General features: G+C 68.8%; 15 protein-coding genes. 5 read left to right on the top strand and 10 right to left on the bottom strand.

Features of this window, described 5'->3' with window-relative positions:
• Window positions 1-25: 25 nt before the first annotated feature.
• Both ACT1U9_RS06780 and ACT1U9_RS06775 read left to right on the top strand, forming a co-directional pair.
• Window positions 26-322, top strand: coding sequence for an acyl-CoA carboxylase epsilon subunit (locus ACT1U9_RS06780; RefSeq protein WP_444537467.1), 297 nt, complete (start codon window positions 26-28; stop codon window positions 320-322).
• A 693-nt stretch (window positions 323-1,015) separates the two neighbouring features.
• Window positions 1,016-1,816: a response regulator transcription factor gene (locus ACT1U9_RS06775; protein WP_371655131.1), complete on the top strand. Its 801-nt coding sequence runs from the start codon at window positions 1,016-1,018 to the stop codon at window positions 1,814-1,816.
• Between the two features lie 307 nt (window positions 1,817-2,123).
• On the opposite strand, the gene ACT1U9_RS06770 is transcribed toward ACT1U9_RS06775, so the two are convergent.
• The 7 genes from ACT1U9_RS06770 to ACT1U9_RS06740 form a co-directional block, all read right to left on the bottom strand.
• A complete protein-coding gene (locus tag ACT1U9_RS06770) occupies window positions 2,124-2,528 on the bottom strand; it encodes a GNAT family N-acetyltransferase (RefSeq protein WP_444537466.1) in 405 nt (134 codons plus the stop codon).
• Entirely contained in the window at window positions 2,512-3,798 is a 1,287-nt protein-coding gene (gene purB, locus ACT1U9_RS06765) for an adenylosuccinate lyase (protein WP_444537465.1), read from the bottom strand. Before purB ends, ACT1U9_RS06770 begins: the two co-directional genes overlap by 17 nt.
• A gap of 91 nt (window positions 3,799-3,889) precedes the next feature.
• Complete coding sequence (locus ACT1U9_RS06760) at window positions 3,890-5,392, bottom strand: glutamine synthetase family protein (protein ID WP_444537464.1); 1,503 nt, start codon at window positions 5,390-5,392, stop codon at window positions 3,890-3,892.
• A gap of 3 nt (window positions 5,393-5,395) precedes the next feature.
• On the bottom strand, window positions 5,396-6,781 hold the full coding sequence (locus tag ACT1U9_RS06755) for an amidase (RefSeq protein WP_444537463.1): 1,386 nt from the start codon (window positions 6,779-6,781) through the stop codon (window positions 5,396-5,398).
• 34 nt (window positions 6,782-6,815) lie between these two features.
• Entirely contained in the window at window positions 6,816-8,735 is a 1,920-nt protein-coding gene (locus tag ACT1U9_RS06750) for a hypothetical protein (RefSeq protein WP_444537462.1), read from the bottom strand.
• Complete coding sequence (locus tag ACT1U9_RS06745) at window positions 8,732-9,085, bottom strand: 4Fe-4S dicluster-binding protein (protein ID WP_223185182.1); 354 nt, start codon at window positions 9,083-9,085, stop codon at window positions 8,732-8,734. The genes ACT1U9_RS06750 and ACT1U9_RS06745 overlap by 4 nt, the downstream gene beginning before the upstream one ends.
• A gap of 768 nt (window positions 9,086-9,853) precedes the next feature.
• Window positions 9,854-10,780, bottom strand: coding sequence for a sigma-70 family RNA polymerase sigma factor (locus tag ACT1U9_RS06740; protein WP_444537461.1), 927 nt, complete (start codon window positions 10,778-10,780; stop codon window positions 9,854-9,856).
• Window positions 10,781-11,005: 225 nt separating this feature from the next.
• On the opposite strand from ACT1U9_RS06740, the gene ACT1U9_RS06735 reads away from it, so the two are divergent.
• The 3 genes from ACT1U9_RS06735 to ACT1U9_RS06725 all read left to right on the top strand — a co-directional run bounded on the left by ACT1U9_RS06735 (window position 11,006) and on the right by ACT1U9_RS06725 (window position 15,205).
• Entirely contained in the window at window positions 11,006-13,189 is a 2,184-nt protein-coding gene (locus ACT1U9_RS06735) for an MMPL family transporter (RefSeq protein ID WP_444537460.1), read from the top strand.
• Window positions 13,190-13,387: 198 nt separating this feature from the next.
• A complete protein-coding gene (locus ACT1U9_RS06730; protein ID WP_444537459.1) occupies window positions 13,388-14,152 on the top strand; it encodes an SDR family oxidoreductase in 765 nt (254 codons plus the stop codon).
• A gap of 186 nt (window positions 14,153-14,338) precedes the next feature.
• Window positions 14,339-15,205 carry a sigma-70 family RNA polymerase sigma factor gene (locus ACT1U9_RS06725; RefSeq protein ID WP_444537458.1) on the top strand — a complete coding sequence of 289 codons (867 nt, stop codon included), beginning with the start codon at window positions 14,339-14,341 and terminating at the stop codon, window positions 15,203-15,205.
• 120 nt (window positions 15,206-15,325) lie between these two features.
• Here the strand turns inward: ACT1U9_RS06725 and ACT1U9_RS06720 are convergent, their stop codons facing one another.
• The 3 genes from ACT1U9_RS06720 to ACT1U9_RS06710 all read right to left on the bottom strand — a co-directional run bounded on the left by ACT1U9_RS06720 (window position 15,326) and on the right by ACT1U9_RS06710 (window position 17,539).
• Window positions 15,326-16,054 carry a gamma-glutamyl-gamma-aminobutyrate hydrolase family protein gene (locus ACT1U9_RS06720; RefSeq protein WP_444537457.1) on the bottom strand — a complete coding sequence of 243 codons (729 nt, stop codon included), beginning with the start codon at window positions 16,052-16,054 and terminating at the stop codon, window positions 15,326-15,328.
• Between the two features lie 42 nt (window positions 16,055-16,096).
• Window positions 16,097-16,924, bottom strand: coding sequence for an NAD(P)H-binding protein (locus tag ACT1U9_RS06715; RefSeq protein WP_444537456.1), 828 nt, complete (start codon window positions 16,922-16,924; stop codon window positions 16,097-16,099).
• Between the two features lie 159 nt (window positions 16,925-17,083).
• Entirely contained in the window at window positions 17,084-17,539 is a 456-nt protein-coding gene (locus tag ACT1U9_RS06710) for a VOC family protein (RefSeq protein WP_188275468.1), read from the bottom strand.
• Between the last annotated feature and the right edge of the window lie 151 nt (window positions 17,540-17,690).

Here is a 17,690-nt window from a genome sequence, read left to right as displayed (position 1 = left end):
GACGACTACAGAAGAGGTGACCGACATGAGCGAGATGACCCAGCTCAGCGAGAGCGCCGAGACCGCCGCCGAGCCTGCGGAGATGACCCTGGAGGACTGCCGCGAGCTGTTGCGGATCGAACGGGGCAACCCCGATCCGGAGGAACTCGCGGCGCTCGCGGCGCTGTTCTTCGCCCACTTCTCCGCGATCGAGGCACGACGGGAGGCCGCCCGTGTCCTGATCCCGAGGCAGCGCCGCTCCGCCAGCTGGCGCCGCACCGAGCGGGCGCCGGGCTTCGACGGCCCGCGCACCTGGCGGGCGGGCGGCCCGGCACTCGTCTGACGTTTCGTCAATTGCCGGGCGACTAGAGCGCTTTCCCTTCCTCGCATACCGCGCGCGCACCCCGTGCGGGCCGTCCCACCAGGGCGGCACCGCCCGGGGTGCGCTCCTTTTCAGGCCACCAGGACTTCACTTGACACACGCTCGGCCGGACGACCATTCTGTGCGGTGAATGGGGGTCTTCGTCATGCAGGTGTTGCCGTACTGCAAGCTACTGCCCGATCACTGGGAGCGCCGAGGCGCTCCAGCGGCGCCCGGCTGAGGCGCGGGCAGTCTAGATCCAGCCAACGGCCATCATGACGCCACTTGGGCACCCGTTATTTAACTTGCTGTCAACAAACCCGCCGGAATTCTGCATACGGGCAGGCCGATGTGGCGAACGTCATGTCATGACTCTGTCAACGTCAGAGCCGCGCCAAGATGGCCGGTTTATGTGAGTCGCGGCGAGTTACGCTTGGTTGAATCGACAGCTGTACCGGTCTTCCGCTTCCGCATGGCGGGGACTGGTTGACGGGGGCTTCCGATCGTGATCACGTATGGAAACGAGCAGGCAGCCTGTCCGATCCCGCTCAATAACCGACACAGTTTATTTGTTATTTGCTCGAACCTCTTTGAATTCCGTAGCAGCGGTCTGTAGGTTCGTCGGTGAGATCTGGATCGGATCTCGTATTGGACTCACTCAGATGGGGGAGGGACATGACTCGCGGGGGAGGCATGACTCAGAGTTCGTCAGAGGCAGTGCTGGAGCCTCATATACCTGTCCAGCGTGGTCCCGGTGGACCACACCTGATCGAAGAGGGCGTGTCGGAAGCGGTGCGCAGGGTGGCCGGCCTCTCGCGGGGCCGGCGGATCCTCGTGGTCGACAGCGACGTCGACGGCGCGGAGTCCCTGGTGTGCAGGCTGCGCAGGCACGGCCACGAGGCCATCGGCGTAAAGAGCGGCAGCACCGCGCTGCAGGCGTACGAGGACGTGGACCTTGTCCTCCTCGACCTCGAACTCCCGGACCTGGACGGGCTGGAGGTGTGCCGGGCCATCCGCTCCGTGAGCGGCATCCCTGTGATCATCGTCACCGCCCGGGGCTCCGAGCTCGACTGTGTGCTCGGCCTACAGGCCGGCGCAGACGACTATGTGGTCAAGCCCTATGGCTTCCGGGAATTAATGGCACGGATCGAAGCCGTCATGCGCCGCGCTAGGTTCCAGCCGCCTGTTGCCAGAGAGATCTTGCACGGGCGGTTGCGCATTGACGTGAGCTCCCGCGAGGTGAGCCTGGACGGCCGCGAGGTCGGGCTGACCCGCAAGGAATTCGATCTGCTCTGCCTGCTCGCGTCCCACCCGGACACGGTCATTCCGCGAAAGCGCCTGCTCCAGCAGGTCTGGGGGGACTCCTGGTCCCGCCGAACCGTCGACACCCATGTCAGCAGTCTTCGTGGAAAACTCGGCGACAGCGGCTGGATCATTACTGTGCGCGGAGTCGGTTTCAAGCTGGGCAACGGGTGAATTCCCGCCTTTCCGCCCGGTGAGGGCAGCGGAAAAACAAGTTGAACAACCGTCTTGTATCCGAAGAATTCTTTGGTGTCGCAGCCGGTAATGATTGCCGAGTGTGAGACGGGTTTTCGGGCGGGGTCCCGGGGGTATTATTCCTCCCCCGGGACCCCGCCCGCATTAGCAGTAACTCCCGGAAATATCAATTCCGTGCAACATCGCGTCCTGCACACCTGGACAGACCTCCGTACACAGCAAAAGGCCCCCGCGGCCGGCCGGGAAGCCGGACCGCGGGGGCCTTTGCCGTACTGCCGTAGTCCGCCTACGGGTTGAGGACCCAGGCGGAGTTGTGCTGGGTGAAGCCGATGTGCGGGTAGTACTCCACCGCCGCAGGCGCCGACAGGAGAATGATCTTCGCCTGCGGGGCCTCCTTCTGCGTGGCGTCGATGAGCGCGCGGCCGATGCCCGAGCGCTGGTAGTCGCCGCTCACCGCGATGTCCGAGAGGTACGTCGCGTAGGAGAAGTCGGAGATGCTGCGGGCGATGCCGATGAGCCTGCCGTCCGCGTCACGGGCCACGACCACGAGGTTGGCGCCCCGCACCATGGCGGCGAACCGCTCCACGTCCTCGATGGGACGGCGCTCGCCGAGGCCCGAGGTGCGGTAGACGTCGAGGACCTCGTCCAGGTCCAGGTCGGCGCCCTCGACCCGCTCAGTCGTCCAGGTCACGAAGCTGCTCCAATCGCTTGAGAATCACACCGTGGTTGACGAGGAAACGCTCCGGGCGGAGCTGGCCGATGTCCATGCCCTCCTGCCGCAGCGTGTCCCCGAAGTGCTCGCCGGTCGTGATGGTGCGGTTCGCGGCGGCCTGGACGGCCCGGTAGGCCTTCTCCCGCTCCACCCCGTCCGCCAGCAGATCGGCGAGTACGGCAGAGCTGAACACAAGACCGTCGGTCTGGTCGATACCCGCCCGCATCCGCTCCGGGAACACCTTGAGGTTACGGACCAGGTCCGCGGCCATCGTGGCCTGGAAGTGCCCCACCGACAGCGCGTCCGGCAGGATCACCCGCTCCACCGACTGGTGGGCCAGATCGCGCTCGTGCCACAGCGCCACGTTCTCCAGGGCCGTGGTCGCGTAACCGCGCAGCAGCCGCGCGAGACCCGTCAGGCGCTCGCTGGTGGTCGGGTTGCGCTTGTGGGGCATGGCGCTGGAGCCCTGGTACGCGGAGGTGCGCTGCTCCTCCACTTCGCGGACCTCGGTGCGCTGGAGCAGCCGCAGCTCCAGGGCGATCTGTTCGACGCTCGCGCCGAGGACCGCGACGGCCTGGATCAGCTGCGCGTGTCGGTCGCGGGCGACGACCTGGCTCGGGGCAGGCTCCACCCCGAGGTCCAACTCCTCGCAGACGTACGCCTCGACGGAGGGGTCGATCAGCGCGTACGTGCCGACCGAGCCGGAGATCGTGCCCACCGCCACGGCCTTGCGCGCCGCGCGCAGCCGGGTGATCGAGCGGTCCACGGCGAACGCGAACTGCGCCAGCTTGTGGCCGAAGGACGTCGGCTCGGCGTGGATGCCGTGGGTGCGGCCGACGATGACCGTGTCCCAGTGTTCCAGTGCGCGCTCGACGAGGACCTTGCGCAGCTCGACCCCGGCCGCGATCACCAGGTCGGTGGCGCGGGCCAGGTTGTAGCCGAGCGAGGTGTCGACCAGGTCGTAGCTGGTCATGCCGAGGTGGACCCAGCGGGCCGACTCGTCGGGGATCTCCTCGCAGTAGGCGGCGAGGAACGAGAGCACTTCGTGGTCGCGCTCGCGCTCGATCTCCTGCACCCGCTCGGGCGTCGGGACCTTGGCCCGCCGCATGTCCTCGACCGCGTCCTCGGGCACCCGTCCCAGGCGCGCCTGCGCCTCGGAAGCCAGGATCTCCACCCGGACCCAGGTCGCGTACCGCGCCTGGTCCGAGAAGATGTCCGCCATCGCGGGCAGGGTATAGCGGGGAATCATTTGGGCCAGCACCCCCAGGGTGAGCTTGTCGACAAGTGGATCGGACGGACCGTCAGCGGTGCGCGGGCCGTCGGGAGGGGACGGGCCGTCATCAGAAGGCCTCGAAGTATTCGCGCTGCTCCCACTCGGTGACCTGGCCGTCGGCGGGCCGCTCGTTCGCGCGCCAGGCCTCGAAGCGGACGAGCTCGCTCTCCTTCAGCTTGGCCATCGTGGCGGCCAGCGGCTTGCCGAGAAGTTCGGCGGCCTGACCTGCCTTGAAGGCCTCAAGCGCCTCACCGAGGTCCTGCGGCAGCGTCTCGTACGACTCCTCGCCGCCCGCACGCGGGCCCGCGCCGACCTCGGCGGCCATGCCGTCGAACCCGGCGGAGAGCTGGGCGGCGATGTTGAGGTACGGGTTGGCTGTGGGCTCGCCCACCCGGTTCTCGATGTGGGTGCCGGCGCCGCCGCCGACCACGCGGATCATCGCGCTGCGGTCCTCGTAGCTCCAGCCGAGCCGGGTCGGCGACAGCGAGAAGTCCGCGCCCATGCGGCGGTAGCCGTTGACCGTGGGCACCGAGAGCAGACACAGGTCACGGGCGCGCGAGAGCAGCCCGTCGATGTACGCGACGCCCTGGTCCGAGATGCCGCCGCCCTCGGCCGCGAAGAGGTTGCGGCCGGACTTGGCGTCCATCACCGACTGGTGCAGATGCCAGCCGCACGGGTCGAAGCTGTCGACGCGGGGCAGCGCCATGAAGGAGGCGTGGTAGCCCTGGCGCGCGGCGGTCTGCTTGACCACGGTGCGGAACAGCAGCATCGCGTCGGCGGTGTCCAGCGCGTGCATCGGGTTGAAGGTCGTCTCGATCTGGCCCGGGCCCGACTCGTGCTCGATCGAGCGCAGCGGCAGGCCGAGTTCGAGCAGCCTCATCGCCAGCGGGCTGGTGAAGTGGGCCACCGAGTCGTAGTTGGCGTCCAGGTTGAACTGGTAGCCCGAGTTCATCGCCTCGACCTGCGGGGCCGCGCCCTGGAGGCCGAAGCCGTTGCCCGCGTTTCCGGGCGGACCCGCCAGCCTGCGGGTCAGGTACCACTCGACCTCCAGGCCGAGCACCGGCGTGAGGTCGCGGGCCGCGTACCGGGCGACGACCTGGCGCAGCACGTTCCGCGCGGAGAGCGGGTGCGGAGAGCCGTCGCGCAGATACTCGTCGCCGAGCACCCACGCGGTGCGCGGGCCCTCGTGGGGGAGCACCTGGAACGTCAGCGGGTCCGGGACCAGGACGAAGCTGCCCGCGCCCGCGATCTCGTCGACGCCGACGCCCGGGTCGGCCAGGAAGTCCAGCGCGGCCGCGTGCCCGGTGTCGAAGATGAACGGGCCCGAGCTGAAGTCCATGCCGTTGCGCAGCACCGAGCGGAACGCGTCGACGGTCAGGGTCTTGGAGCGGGCCAGGCCGTGCGGGTCGGCGAAGGCGAGCCGGACGAGGTCGATCTCGTCGAGCGACGCCTCGATCTGCTCGGCCGCAGCGGCCTGTTCGTCGGTCCACAGGCCGAACTCGGTGACGAACGCGGGACGTCCTGTGCCGCCCGCCTCGGAGAAGGGGCTGGACCACGACCGGGAGTACATGGGTTACAGGATCCTTTCGGTTACTCGGTCCGGTGCGGCCGGCAGCGGCCCGAGGTCCGCCTCCAGACGGCGTGCGGCGGACAGGACCAGATCGTCCGCGCCGAAGGGGCCCACGAGTTGGAGCCCCACCGGGAGACCGGCGCGGGTGAGTCCGGCCGGGAGCGAAACGGCCGGCTGGCCAGTCATATTGAACGGATACGCGGCGGGTGTCCACGCCAGCCAGAGCAGGTCCTCCGGACGGTTCGCCCACTCCGGGCCGATCATGTGGGGGTCGATCGGCTCGATGGGCACGGTGGCCATCGCGAGCAGGTCGTACCGGTCGAAGATCTGGTGCAGGGTGGTGCGCAGCGCGAGCCGCACCTCCTCGGCCCGCATCACTGTGGCCGCGCTGAGCGTGCGGCCGTGGCGCACGATCGCGAGGCGGCCCGGGTCGCACCACTCCTCGTCGGCGGGCGAGGTGCCCGCCGCGTCGCTCGCGGCGAGGATGTCGACGAGCGCCGGATACGGGTCGCGGAACGGCACCTCGATGCGCTCCACGCGGTGCCCCTGCGAGGCCAGCGCCTCCAGACCCTGCTCGCTGACCCGGCGGACCTCCGGGGACGTGCCCGGGAACTCGATCCAGCCGACGCGCAACTTCCGCCTCTGGCGCGGCATTTCGTGCACACCGAGCAGCGAGTCCGGGTCGTCCGGGTGCCCGCCGGTGATCACCGAGGCGAGCTCGACGACGTCCGGCACGGTCCGCGCGATCGGCCCCTGGTGGGAGAGCCGGTCGGCGCAGGCGGGCACATAGGGCACCTTGGCGAACGACGGCTTGTAGCCGACGACACCGCAGAACGCCGACGGGATACGGATCGAGCCCGCGCCGTCGGTGCCCAGCGCCCCCGACCCGAGCCCCGCCGCGACGGCCGCGGCGGCGCCGCCGCTGGAACCGCCCGCGGAGAGCTCCAGGTCCCACGGGTTGCGGGTGGGCGGCGCCACCCGGCTCACCGTGGAGGCGCTCCATCCGTACTCCGACGTCGTGGTCTTGCCGATGACGATGGCGCCGGCGGCCCGCAGCCGCGCGACCGAGGGCGCGTCGGCCCGCGGACGGCGGTTCTCCAGCAGGGACCCACGGGCAGTGGGCAGGTCCCCGGTCTGGATGAGGTCCTTCACCGAGACCGTGATCCCGAGCAGCGGCTGCCGGTCGAAGACGGCCGGGCCCTCCTCGCGGATCCGGGCGTCGGCCAGTTCGGCCTCCCGCACGGCCTCGTCGCCCGCGACCGAGACGAAGGCGCCGAGCTCGATGTCGGTCTTCTGGATCGCGGTGAGGACCGACTGCACATGGTCGGCGGCGGACAGCTCTCCCCGGGCGAGGAGGTCGCGTATCTCGCCGATGGACGCTGAGGTCAACGGAGCTCCTCGTCAGGACGGGGCGGGCCGCCGGTCACGACACCTGCAGCGGCTGCTTGGCGCGCACCGCCGCGGCCTGGACCGACTTGAGGTGCCACTCGGAGTCGAAGGCGGTGACCTCGATGTCCTCGCCCTCGGCCACCAGGGCCGCCGCCGCGCTCATGGCGCCGGCGATGAACCCGGAGGTGCGGTGCGCGGCGAGCAGGTCGCCCTCGTCGAACGGCGTGCCGTCGCAGCGCAGCAGCCGCAGGTCCATGAACCCGTTGAACGTGCGGTCGAGTACCTCGACGGCCTGCGGGCTGCGGATGCTGAAGCGCACCTTGGAGGCGACATGGCCGTGGTGGTGCTGGTCGGAGTAGAAGGCGATGTCCGGGATGGTCGGCGGGATGAAGTGGTCCCGCTCCACCACGGCGGCGACCTTGGGCAGGTTGCCGGCGATGAAGTGCCAGGAGTTGTACTGCATCCGCGAGGACATCGCCCACGCGTTGTCGGCGAGTTGGAGCACCGAGTCCTCGTAGTGGCGCTTGGCCGACGGGGCCGGCACCACACAGCAGAAGAAGTCGGTGATGTCCCACTTGGTGATCTCGGCGTAGGCCTGCTCCCGCAGCGCGCGCATGAGTTCGGGGATCGAACGCATGCCACGGCTCATGGCGAAGTCGGCCTCGAAGACCTTCGTCGCCCCGGCCACCGTCTCGTACACCAGCGCCTCAAGTCCGGTACCGAACTCGCCGTACGGCCGGGCGAGCCAGGAGGGGGACGCGGCGAGGCTCGCGCGGAGCTCGGCGAAGGTGGTGCCGGTGACCGGGAGGCGTTCGCTGAGCAGCGCGACGAGCTCCGCCTCGCGCTGCTGCGACTTCTCCCCGTACGGACCGGCCAGGCGCTCGATCTTGTGCATCAGCGCGCCGTGGATCTCGCGGTAGAGCTGGGCGTTGGGGATGACATGGCCCATACGGCGCTCGCGCAGCGCCGTGGCGAGGGCGTTCAGCGCCTCGACGCGGTGCGTGGGAGCGGCCGGGACCAGCTCGCCGCCGGGGACCGCGTTGTAGTTGCCGCGCGTGCGCTCCAGCATGTACGCGATGTGATCCAGCGTCAGCTGGGTGCCGTTGGCCTCCTCGATGCGCCCGGCGCCCGCGGAGCGCACCAGCAGCGTGAGGCAGACGACCATCACCGCGTCGTGGTCCGACCACTGCTCCATGGAGACGCCCATGAGACGGCTGAACGTCTCGTTCGGGTGGCCCGCCCACAGCGTCTTGCCGATGACGTTGTTGGTCTCGCGGAAGTTGGTGTAGAGCTTCCCCTCCTGGTGCAGCACGAAGGGGGCGGTCCGCAGCGCGGACTCCCGCACCATCTCCAGGAGTTCGTCACGGGCCTGGGTGCCGAGGGCCGCCAGCCACTGGCGGCAGTCGACGACCTGGTCGGCGAAGCGGGCGGCGGCGCGGTCGACCTCGGACTCGTAGTCGAGCAGGTCCTGTGCCGACCACGGCACGCTCATGACGCCCTCGACCAGCTTCTCCTCGTCCTCCAGCGGACCCTGGGAGGGGACGCGGATGACGATGCGGCCGGTCGTGGTCAGGCCCAGCTCGCCGAGGAACGCCGGGCGCTCCTTGACGTCGCGGACGGGCGTCGGCAGGTTCTCCTCGCGCCACGAGATGCCGCAGAGCACCTTGAGCGCGGCCTCGTCGGCGGTGCGCAGGGCGCGCAGCTGGACCTCGGCGGGGACATGGCCGTCGAGCGTGAGCAGGGCGTTCACCGCGCTCCGCAGGTCCGGGGCCTCGGTGGCGCGCTCCCAGGCGCGCTTGAGCAGAGTGGGGAAACCGGCCTCCTCGTCCTTGAGGCGGTCCGGCTTGGGCGTTGCCCCGGCCACCGCGCCCTGGCGGCTCGGCCGGCGGCTCTGCCGCTTCTTGGCGTTGATGGCCCGGCGGGAGGTGCCGTTGCGCTCGGCGGAACTTGTCATGACACACCCTCAGCGGTAAGCCCGATGTGCTTCCACATCTCGTCGGTCGTGGGCGTCCAGTCCTCGTCGACGTAGATGCAGTCGACCGGGCACTCCAGGACGCACTTGGGGCAGCCGGAGCACAGTTCGGGGATGATGACGACGTCGAGTCCGTTGTCGAAGATCGCGTTGAACTCGGGCGGGCAGGCGCGCAGGCAGGTGTCGCAGGTGATGCACTCCGCGCGCTCGATGCGGCGTGGCGGCTTCTTCCACGTTTCGCTGCGGGTCCGCTCGGCGATCAGCTTGTCGCGCCCGGCCGCCGAGCCTTCCACTGTCTCGTCCAGCGAGTCGTCCGAAGTGTTCGTGGGCATTCGGCCCCCCTCTTGTCCTGTTTCGCTCGTGCCACGGTAAGAGAGCATTAATAACTGCGCCGCAGTGCGGCGACGACGGCCAGAATTACACGCGGCCCTGCTCCATGGGAACGGCGGGCGAGCGGTGTGCAGGCGCGGATTTCGTAGGTGCGGTGGATTCCTGCTAGAGGGAATCTCGAACCCGCGGGCTTCTGATAATCCCCCGTTCCGCAAGGGGACGCAATATGCTCAAGTCGGCGCGCGGACATCCGCCGGCCGACGGCGTGGGGGATCTCCGTCGGGTTCACTGAGAACCGCTCTGACCTGCTTGAACGGGGCGACCTGTGCTTCGGAGGCGCTGGTGCGGGCCGGTCCGGGGCGAGCTGGGGCGTACGACGGTATACGCGAACGGAGCCCGTGCAACCGCGGAACTCACGCAGTCGAACACCGCGACCTGTGCACTCCGGTTTGTCAACTCCGTGCACGGAAACCCGCTGGTCTCACCCTACCGTTTTAGCGGTCTTCTGTCCGTCTTCGGATACGCGTGTATATCGCACGCGGCAAATCGTTCATAAATGGGGGAAGAGGCTGGGGAGAGATCCCGTGCCGCGTTATGGCCGGGTGAAAAGGAATCCATTGTCCGGGAACAGCAGCAGTGCGCCGCCGGGTCAAATGCCCGGCGGCGCACTGGTGTTGGAGCCGCGTCACCTCAAGTTCCGTCGCCGTACGCCCAGTTCATGAGGGGGACTGGGGGAAGACGTGGCACGGGAGGGGTCGCGGGGGAGCCGCTCACTCGTTCAGGATCGTGAGGTCGAGCCGGCTCAGCCGGTCGGGCGCGGCCCGCATGTCGATGCCGGTGATCTTCTCGTCCACGACGGTGAACCCGAAGACGACCCTCGGCCGCCCGCGCGGCGCCCACACCGCCCCGACCACGCCGTCGATGAGAGCGAGCTGGGCGTACTTGGCCCGCCCCGAGAACGCGTTCGCCACCGAGCTCGCGCCCCGCACCTCCGTCGGCGCCCCCACCGCCACCGCCTCCGGGTCGGCGAGGAGCACCACGTCCGGGGCGAGCATCGCGGTCAGGGTGTCGAAGTCGCCGCCGCGCGAGGCGGTCAGGAACGCGTCGACGATCCGGCGCAGCTGCGTCGTCCCCTCGTCCGGCACCGGATCGACGCGCTGCACCCGCACCCGCGCCCGGTCCGCCAGTTCGCACGCCTCCTCGGCGCTGGCCCCCACGATCGGCGCCACCTCGTCATAGGGGAGGCCGAAGAGATCGTGCAGCACGAACGCCATCCGCTCGGCCGGGTCCAGCGTCTCCAAAACAACAAGGAGGGCGAGGCCGACCGAGTCCGCCAGCAGCTCCTCGTGCGCGGGGCCCATCTGCCCTAGCCGGGCGACCAGTTCGGCCGGTACCGGGACGGCCAGATCGTCCGGCGCCCGGCGCGCGGCCGGTACCCGGGGCAGCGTGGCATCGGGGGAAACCGTTCTGCGCGAGCGCAGCCGGTCCAGGGAGACGTTCGCGACCACCGTCATCAGCCAGGCGGGCAGCCCCCGGACACCCTCGTCCTCCGGGTCGCCCCCGTCACTGATCCTTAACCAGGCCTCCTCGACGGCTTCGTCGGCCTCGTTCAGCGTCCCCAGCATGCGGTACGCCACGGCCCGCAGATGCGGGCGGTTCTCCTCGAAACGCCGCGCCAGCCATTCGCCGTCGTCCATCGGTCACATTCCTCCGTCGCGCTCCGTCAGTGAGTGACGAACGCGTCACGGTCACACCCTCTGGCCACGTTCCGTCATAGCAGTGACGAACAAAACCCAGCTCATGTGACAGGAAGAGGTACCCCGATCGAGTCGAGGCGATCGGGTCGTACAGGGGAGGCCCCTCGAACCGACCGAGTTCGACCGAGCCCTGAGCGCAGGACTCCCAACCCTTAGCGAGCAGTCATGACGACGCATCCTCCATCACCTGGGCTGGCCACCGAGGAGCCGCCGCCCCCGTCCACGTTCACCCACAAGTACGCGAAGACCGTCGCCGGTCACCGTTCCAAGTGGGCCGTCCTCGTGCTCTGGGTCCTGCTCATCGCGGTGGGCGGATCCCTGGCGACCAAGCTCGGCGACGTACAGAACAACGAAGCCCAGACGTGGTTGCCGAACAACGCGCAGTCCACGAAGGCGGTGAAGATCGCCGAGGACTACTTCCAGGACAAGGGCCGCATCGGCGCCGTCGTCGTCTACGCCCGGGAAAGCGGCCTGACCGCCGCCGACTTGGCGAAGATCGACAGCGACCGCAGCGCGTTCGTGGCCGACAAGCTCGCGGCGGGGCCGGTCCCCTCGGTCACGATCTCCGGTGACAAGCAGGCCGCGTTCCTCAGCGTGCCCGTCAAGTCCGACAAGGCCGACAACAGCGTCCTGGGCGACGGCGTCAAGGCTCTGCGCAAGGCCGGGCAGAAGAACGCGCCCGACGGTCTCGAAGTGAAGATCGCGGGCCAGGCCGGCAATATCGCCGACTTCATCGATGTCTACTCCGGCATGGACGGCGCCCTGCTCGGCGCGACCCTCGGACTTGTCGCCATCTTCCTGCTGTTCACCTACCGCAGCCCCATCCTGTGGCTGATCCCGCTGCTCTCGGTGGGCCTGGCCAGCGAGGTCGCCAGCGCCGTGGTCTATCTGCTCGCCAAACACGCGGGCCTCACGGTCAACGGCCAAAGCGCTTACGTACTGACGGTGTTGGTGCTCGGCGTCGGTACCGACTACGCACTGCTGCTCATCGCCCGCTATCGAGAAGAGCTGCACCGCCACGAGGACCGGCACGAGGCGATGGTGTACGCGCTGCGCCGCTGCCTGCCCGCGATCACCGCCTCGGCGGCAACCGTCGGCATCGCCACCATCTGCCTGGTGTTCGGCTCCATGAACTCCACCCGGGGCCTGGGCCCGGTGGTGGCGATCGGCGTCGTGGTCGTCTATCTGGCGATGGCCTCGCTGCTGCCCGCCTTCCTGGTCATCCTCGGCCGCTGGGCGTTCTGGCCGTTCATCCCGCGCTTCTCGCACGAGTTCGACCACACCAGCGTCGAGAAGGAGCACGGCTTCTGGGCGAAGATCTCCGGCTTCGTGGGCCGCTCGCCGCGCCCGATCTGGATCGGTACGGTCCTGGTCCTCGCGGCGCTCGCGTTCGGGGCGATGTCGCTGTCGACCGGGCAGACCCAGGCCGAGCAGTTCACCAAGACGGTGGACTCGGTGTCGGGCCAGAACCTGATGGCCAAGCACTTCCCGGCCGGCTCGTCGGCGCCCGCCGATGTGTACGTCAAGGACGCGGGCACCCAGAGCGCGCTCGCCGCGCTCCACAACGTCCCAGGCGTATCCCTGGCCACGCCCGTCGCGTCCAGGAACGGCTACACCCATATCGAGGCGGTGCTGAAGGACGCGCCCGACACCACGGCCGCCCGGACCACCGTCGACCGGATCCGCTCCGCGCTCGACAAGACCTCGGGTGAGGCCAAGGACGCGAAGGTCGGCGGCCAGAGCGCCGTCGCACTCGATACGTCCAACGCCCAGGGCAAGGAGGAGAAGGTACTGATCCCGCTCATCCTCGCGGTGGTGCTGATCATGCTGATCATCCTGCTGCGGGCGCTGGTGGCACCGATCGTCCTGCTGCTGTCCGTGGTGCTCTCGTACACGGCGGCCGTGGGCACGGCGGCGCTGATCTTCCACGCCGTCGGCTACCCGAGGATCGACCGCGGACTGCTGCTCTTCGGCTTCCTGTTCCTGGTCGCCCTCGGTGTCGACTACACCATCTTCCTGATGACCCGGGCCCGGGAGGAGGTCGGCAAACGCGGCCACCGCGGCGGTGTGCTCACCAGCCTCACCGTCACCGGCGGCGTGATCACCTCGGCGGGACTCGTGCTGGCCGCCACCTTCAGCGTGCTGGCCGCGATCCCGACGGTGGCCTCGCTCCAGCAGGGACTGCTCGTCGCGGTCGGCATCCTGCTCGACACGTTCATCGTCCGCAGCCTGCTGATCCCGGCGCTCGCCCTCCAGATCGGCCCGAGGTTCTGGCGCCCGGGCCATCCGGAGCGCGACGAAGCGGACATCCCGGTCCAGCTCAGCCCCGAATCGGCCCGTCTGAGCTGAGTCCGTACGTACGCCACTCGCACCGGCGCGTACGTACGGTTCCTTGATCACGGGCGTGCCGCTTCCTTCCGGGAGCGGCACGCCCGTGATCGTCTTCCGGGGCGGTTTCGCAGCCGTTTCAGAGGCCGTCCGGAACCGGGAGTCACACTTCTGCGGGGCGACTCGTCAGTGTGGCGACACTTCAACGGAGGAGGAGCCATGACGTCGCCCATCCTGGTGACCGGCGGCACGGGCACGCTGGGACGACTGGTCGTCGCGCGGCTGCGGGACGCGGGCCGTGACGTACGGGTGCTCAGCAGGAAGAGCCACCCGGACGCGAACGGTCTCACCTACGCCACCGGTGACCTGGCCAAGAACGAGGGCATCGGCCCGGCCGTGGAGGGCGTCTCGGCGATCGTCCACTGCGCCAGTGACAAGAAGGGCGACGCCGACGCCACCCGCAACCTGGTCCGGGCGGCGGAGCAGGCCGACGTCCCGCATCTCGTCTACATCTCGATCGTCGGCGTCGACGACGTCACCTTCGGCTACTTCAAGTCGAAGCTGGAGTCCGAGCAGGTGATCAAGGAGTCCGGGGTGCCGTGGACGATGCTGCGGGTCACCCAGTTCTACGACTTCATCCTCAACGGGGCCCAGAAGGCGAAGAAGCTGCCGCTGGTCCCGGTGCCCGCCGGGTTCAAGGTGCAGCCGATCGACCCGGAGGAGGTGGCGGTCAAGCTCGCCGAGCTGGCGGTGGGCGAGCCGGCCGGGCGGGTGCCCGACCTGGTGGGACCCGAGGCCACCGACGCGGCGGACATGATCCGCGCCTATCTCAAGGCCATCCACAAGGGCGCGCCCGTGCTGCCGGTGTGGATGCCGGGCATCGGCAAGATCCGCTCCGGCGGCCTGCTGCCGAAGGGGACCGAGGGCGAGTACGCCACGGCCCGGGTGACCTGGGAGGAGTTCCTGGCCGCCAAGCTCGCCTGACAGCTCTGTCCCGGGCGCCGGGTGGCGTCCGGGACGGACGGGGACCGCAGCTCTCCTGCGAGCAGCTTTCCCGTGAATTGCCCGAACTGGATACCGAACATCCAAGATTCTGAGTTTGATGTGACTTGTCCCATAGGCTGGGTTCCGCTTCACGGCGATGACGGACCCGGCGGAGGAATGTGACCGATGGACGACAGTGAACGGCTGGCTGAGCGCTTCGAGGAGCACCGCACCCATCTGCGGGCGGTCGCCTACCGGATGCTGGGCTCGCTGAGCGAGGCCGAGGACGCCGTGCAGGAGTCCTGGTTCCGGCTCAGCCGCTCGGACGTCAGCGCCGTGGAGAACCTGGGCGGCTGGCTGACGACGGTCGTCGGGCGCGTCTGCCTGGACATGCTGCGGGCCCGCGAGTCGCGCCGCGAGGACCTGCTCGGCGAGCGCCCGCCGCCCGCCCCGGACGCCCATGAGGGCGCGGACCCCGAACAGCAAGCGGTCCTGGTCGACACGGTCGGCCCGGCGCTGCTCGTCGTGCTCGACACGCTCTCCCCGGCGGAACGCCTCGCGTTCGTGCTGCACGACATGTTCGCGGTGCCGTTCGACGACATCGCCCCCGTCGTCGGGCGCTCCACCATCGCGACCCGGCAGCTGGCGAGCCGGGCGCGCCGCCGCGTCCAGGGCGCCGAGGCCCCGGCCGCCGACCGGGGACGGCAGCGCCAGATCGTCGACGCCTTCCTCGCCGCCTCGCGCGGCGGCCGCTTCGACGATCTGCTCGCGCTGCTCGACCCGGAGGTCGTGGTACGCGTCGACGGCGCGGCCCTGGCGATGGGCGCGAGCGGCGCGCTCGGTGCGCAGGCCGTCGCGAAGACCTTCTCGGGCCGGGCCCAGGTCGCCCAGCTCGCGCTGGTGGACGGGGCCCCGGGCCTGGTCTGGGCGCCGAACGGCAGCGTGCGCGTCGTCTTCGACTTCATCGTCGTGGACGGCCAGGTCGTCGCCATCGACATGCTCGCCGACACCGAGCAACTGTCCGCCATGGACGTCACGGTGCTGGAGGGCTGAGCCGGACGCGGTCACTGCAACAGCAAACACGCAGAGGCGCAGCGCGGCCAGCGGGCCGTGCTGCGCCTCTGCCGTTCCTTGAGCGGTTCTGAAGTCGCCGCTCTTTCCCGGGTGTTCGGGTCAGCGGCCGCGGACCGACATCCGCTGGCGGGCCGCCTCGGCGAGCGCGATGAACGGGCTGTCGTCGTCGGACTCCTCGGCGTGCCACTGCACCCCGACCGCGAACGGGTGGTCGTTCACCTCGATGGCCTCGACCGTCCCGTCCTCGGACCACGCCGTCACCGTCAGACCCTCGCCGACCTGGTCGATGACCTGGTGGTGATGGCACGGCACGACATCCTTGGCCAGGAACTTGGCGAGATGGCTGCCCGGCTCCAGGCGCACCTTCTGCTGCCCGTACTCCTTTCCGCCCGGCGAGTGGTTGTCGTGCCCGACGATGTCCGGCAGATGCTGCTGGAGCGTGCCGCCGCGCAGGATGTTGATCAGCTGCTCACCCCGGCAGATGCCGAGGGTGGGCAGATCGGCGTCCAACGCGGCCTCGATCAGGGCGAGTTCGGCCGTGTCGCGCACCGTGTCGCTCCAGCCGGTCTTCTCGTGCTTCTCCTGCCCGTAAAGGACCGGATTGGCATCGGGACCCGCCAGCAGCAGCAGACCGTCCAGACCGCTGACGGTCTGTTCGACGCCGGGCTGCGGAGCCAGGAGTACCGGTATGCAGCCGGCGTCGGCGACCTTCTGGACGAACGTCTGGGGTACGAACGTCGCGTCCATCTCGAAGATCGCGAATTTGATCTGGGTCACGACGGCGGTGATCCCGATGATCGGCCGGCGTGTGCGGTCCAGCGAGCTCAAGGTCTCATTGACGGCGGAATGCACAGTGCACCTCACAAAGTGTCAGAGCTGGAGTACGGGGCGGAACTCCGCCTCGTGGTGGGCGATCCACTCGGCGTACGTGTAGGGCGGCCGGCCGGTGACGATCTCGACGGTGGGAAGCGCTTCGCCGACGACGCCCCGCATCGATGCCCGCACGGCCAGGACCTGGTCGGCCACGGACTCGGATAAGTACAGGAGCATTTGCGCGCGGACGCGCTCGCGGGGCACCTCTTCGAACCGGGTCTCGATTCCGAGGGCCTCGCCGAGCATGCGCACCCTTTCCGCCTGGCTCAGCGACTGGGGTCCGGTGATGGAGTGGATTGCCCCGGAGGTCACCGAGAGCAGTGACTTCACGGCGACGGCCGCGATGTCGCGCTCATGGATCGGGATCATCGAGGCACTTCCGTACACGCCGTGCACCACCCCGTCCTTGGCGATCTGGGGTATCCAGAGGAGATCGTTGGACATGAACGCACTGGGACGCAGGAACGTCCAGGACATTCCCGACTCGGCGACTGCCTTCTCGCACGCGATATGCGGCTCTCCGGCAGCATAGGTGACGGCTTCCGAGGACAGCAGGACGACATGTTGCACCCCTGCCCGCACGGCGGCGTCGACGGCTCCCTGGAGTTCCCCGAACGCGGGCCAGAGATAGAGGCGTTCGACCCCGCGCAGCGCGCGCTGCAGGGTCTCGGGCCGGCTGAGGTCGGCGGCGACGACCTCGACTTCCCCCGGCAGGTTGCACTTCTGGGGGTCGCGGGCGATGGCCCGCACCCGCTCACCCGCTGCTAGCAGTTCGTCGACGATGTTCCTGCCGACGTTTCCGGACGCGCCGGTTACCAAGATCATGTGCTCTCCCGTGGTCAAGGGGATTCCATTGGATCTTTGCGAAGGTAACGCGATACGTGGAGCCGGGACCCTGGTGGCGGCCAATGGTGCCGTGGGCACACGTCGGCCATGAGGCGGTACCACCTCATGGCCGACGGTGTGCTGCTGTGAAAATTGGTGTTACTTGACCTTGCTCTCGGAAAGGTTGATGCGCCAGGAGACGCCGAAGCGGTCGTTGACCCAGGCGAACTTGGCGCTGAAGCCGTAGGTGCCGACCGGCATGATCACCTCACCCTTCTCGGAGAGGCCCTCGAAGACCCGGTCGAACTCCTCGTCGTCGTCGCACTGGATGTACACCGCCATCGCGGGCGAGAAGGAATACGTGTCCCAAGGGGCGTGATCGGAACCGCGGGCTCCGTCCGGTGGGATGTTGATGCACATGAACTGCTGCCCCGCGATCGTGAAGACCGCGTGCTGCAGGGTTCCCTCCGTCCAGCCCGGCTCACCGGCCCGGGCGCGAATGGTGTTGATCACCTCGGAGTTGTCGAAAAGCGACGTATAGAACGTCACCGCTTCCTCTGCGTCCTGCGGGAACGCCAGAAAAACCGTCAGCTTCTGGGTGACTGCGGAGGACATCGTGGCTCTCCTTATTAAGTCCGGTGTGCTGCGCGCAGCAGCCTTCCAACAGGGAAATCGCGAAGTCAAGAGGGCAACCGCGGAATCACCGCTGTCGCGCGGCCGGCATTTCCAAGATCAACAATTGTTGATCTTGAGGGTGGCGGTTATC

The organism is Streptomyces sp. BR1, from assembly GCF_052373795.1.
GTDB lineage: Bacteria > Actinomycetota > Actinomycetes > Streptomycetales > Streptomycetaceae > Streptomyces.
Note: the sequence above shows the minus strand (reverse complement) of the source record. Positions and strands in the feature narration are given on the sequence as shown.

What these genes read in the sequence shown, in the direction of transcription:
- ACT1U9_RS06740 (WP_444537461.1), bottom strand. Translation starts at nt 10,780, where the DNA reads ATGGACGACGGCGAATGGCTGGCGCGGCGTTTCGAGGAGAACCGCCCG.
- ACT1U9_RS06715 (WP_444537456.1), bottom strand. Translation starts at nt 16,924, where the DNA reads ATGATCTTGGTAACCGGCGCGTCCGGAAACGTCGGCAGGAACATCGTC.
- purB (WP_444537465.1), bottom strand. Translation starts at nt 3,798, where the DNA reads ATGATTCCCCGCTATACCCTGCCCGCGATGGCGGACATCTTCTCGGAC.
- ACT1U9_RS06735 (WP_444537460.1), top strand. Translation starts at nt 11,006, where the DNA reads ATGACGACGCATCCTCCATCACCTGGGCTGGCCACCGAGGAGCCGCCG.
- ACT1U9_RS06730 (WP_444537459.1), top strand. Translation starts at nt 13,388, where the DNA reads ATGACGTCGCCCATCCTGGTGACCGGCGGCACGGGCACGCTGGGACGA.
- ACT1U9_RS06710 (WP_188275468.1), bottom strand. Translation starts at nt 17,539, where the DNA reads ATGTCCTCCGCAGTCACCCAGAAGCTGACGGTTTTTCTGGCGTTCCCG.
- ACT1U9_RS06745 (WP_223185182.1), bottom strand. Translation starts at nt 9,085, where the DNA reads ATGCCCACGAACACTTCGGACGACTCGCTGGACGAGACAGTGGAAGGC.
- ACT1U9_RS06760 (WP_444537464.1), bottom strand. Translation starts at nt 5,392, where the DNA reads ATGTACTCCCGGTCGTGGTCCAGCCCCTTCTCCGAGGCGGGCGGCACA.
- ACT1U9_RS06750 (WP_444537462.1), bottom strand. Translation starts at nt 8,735, where the DNA reads ATGACAAGTTCCGCCGAGCGCAACGGCACCTCCCGCCGGGCCATCAAC.
- ACT1U9_RS06725 (WP_444537458.1), top strand. Translation starts at nt 14,339, where the DNA reads ATGGACGACAGTGAACGGCTGGCTGAGCGCTTCGAGGAGCACCGCACC.
- ACT1U9_RS06780 (WP_444537467.1), top strand. Translation starts at nt 26, where the DNA reads ATGAGCGAGATGACCCAGCTCAGCGAGAGCGCCGAGACCGCCGCCGAG.
- ACT1U9_RS06775 (WP_371655131.1), top strand. Translation starts at nt 1,016, where the DNA reads ATGACTCGCGGGGGAGGCATGACTCAGAGTTCGTCAGAGGCAGTGCTG.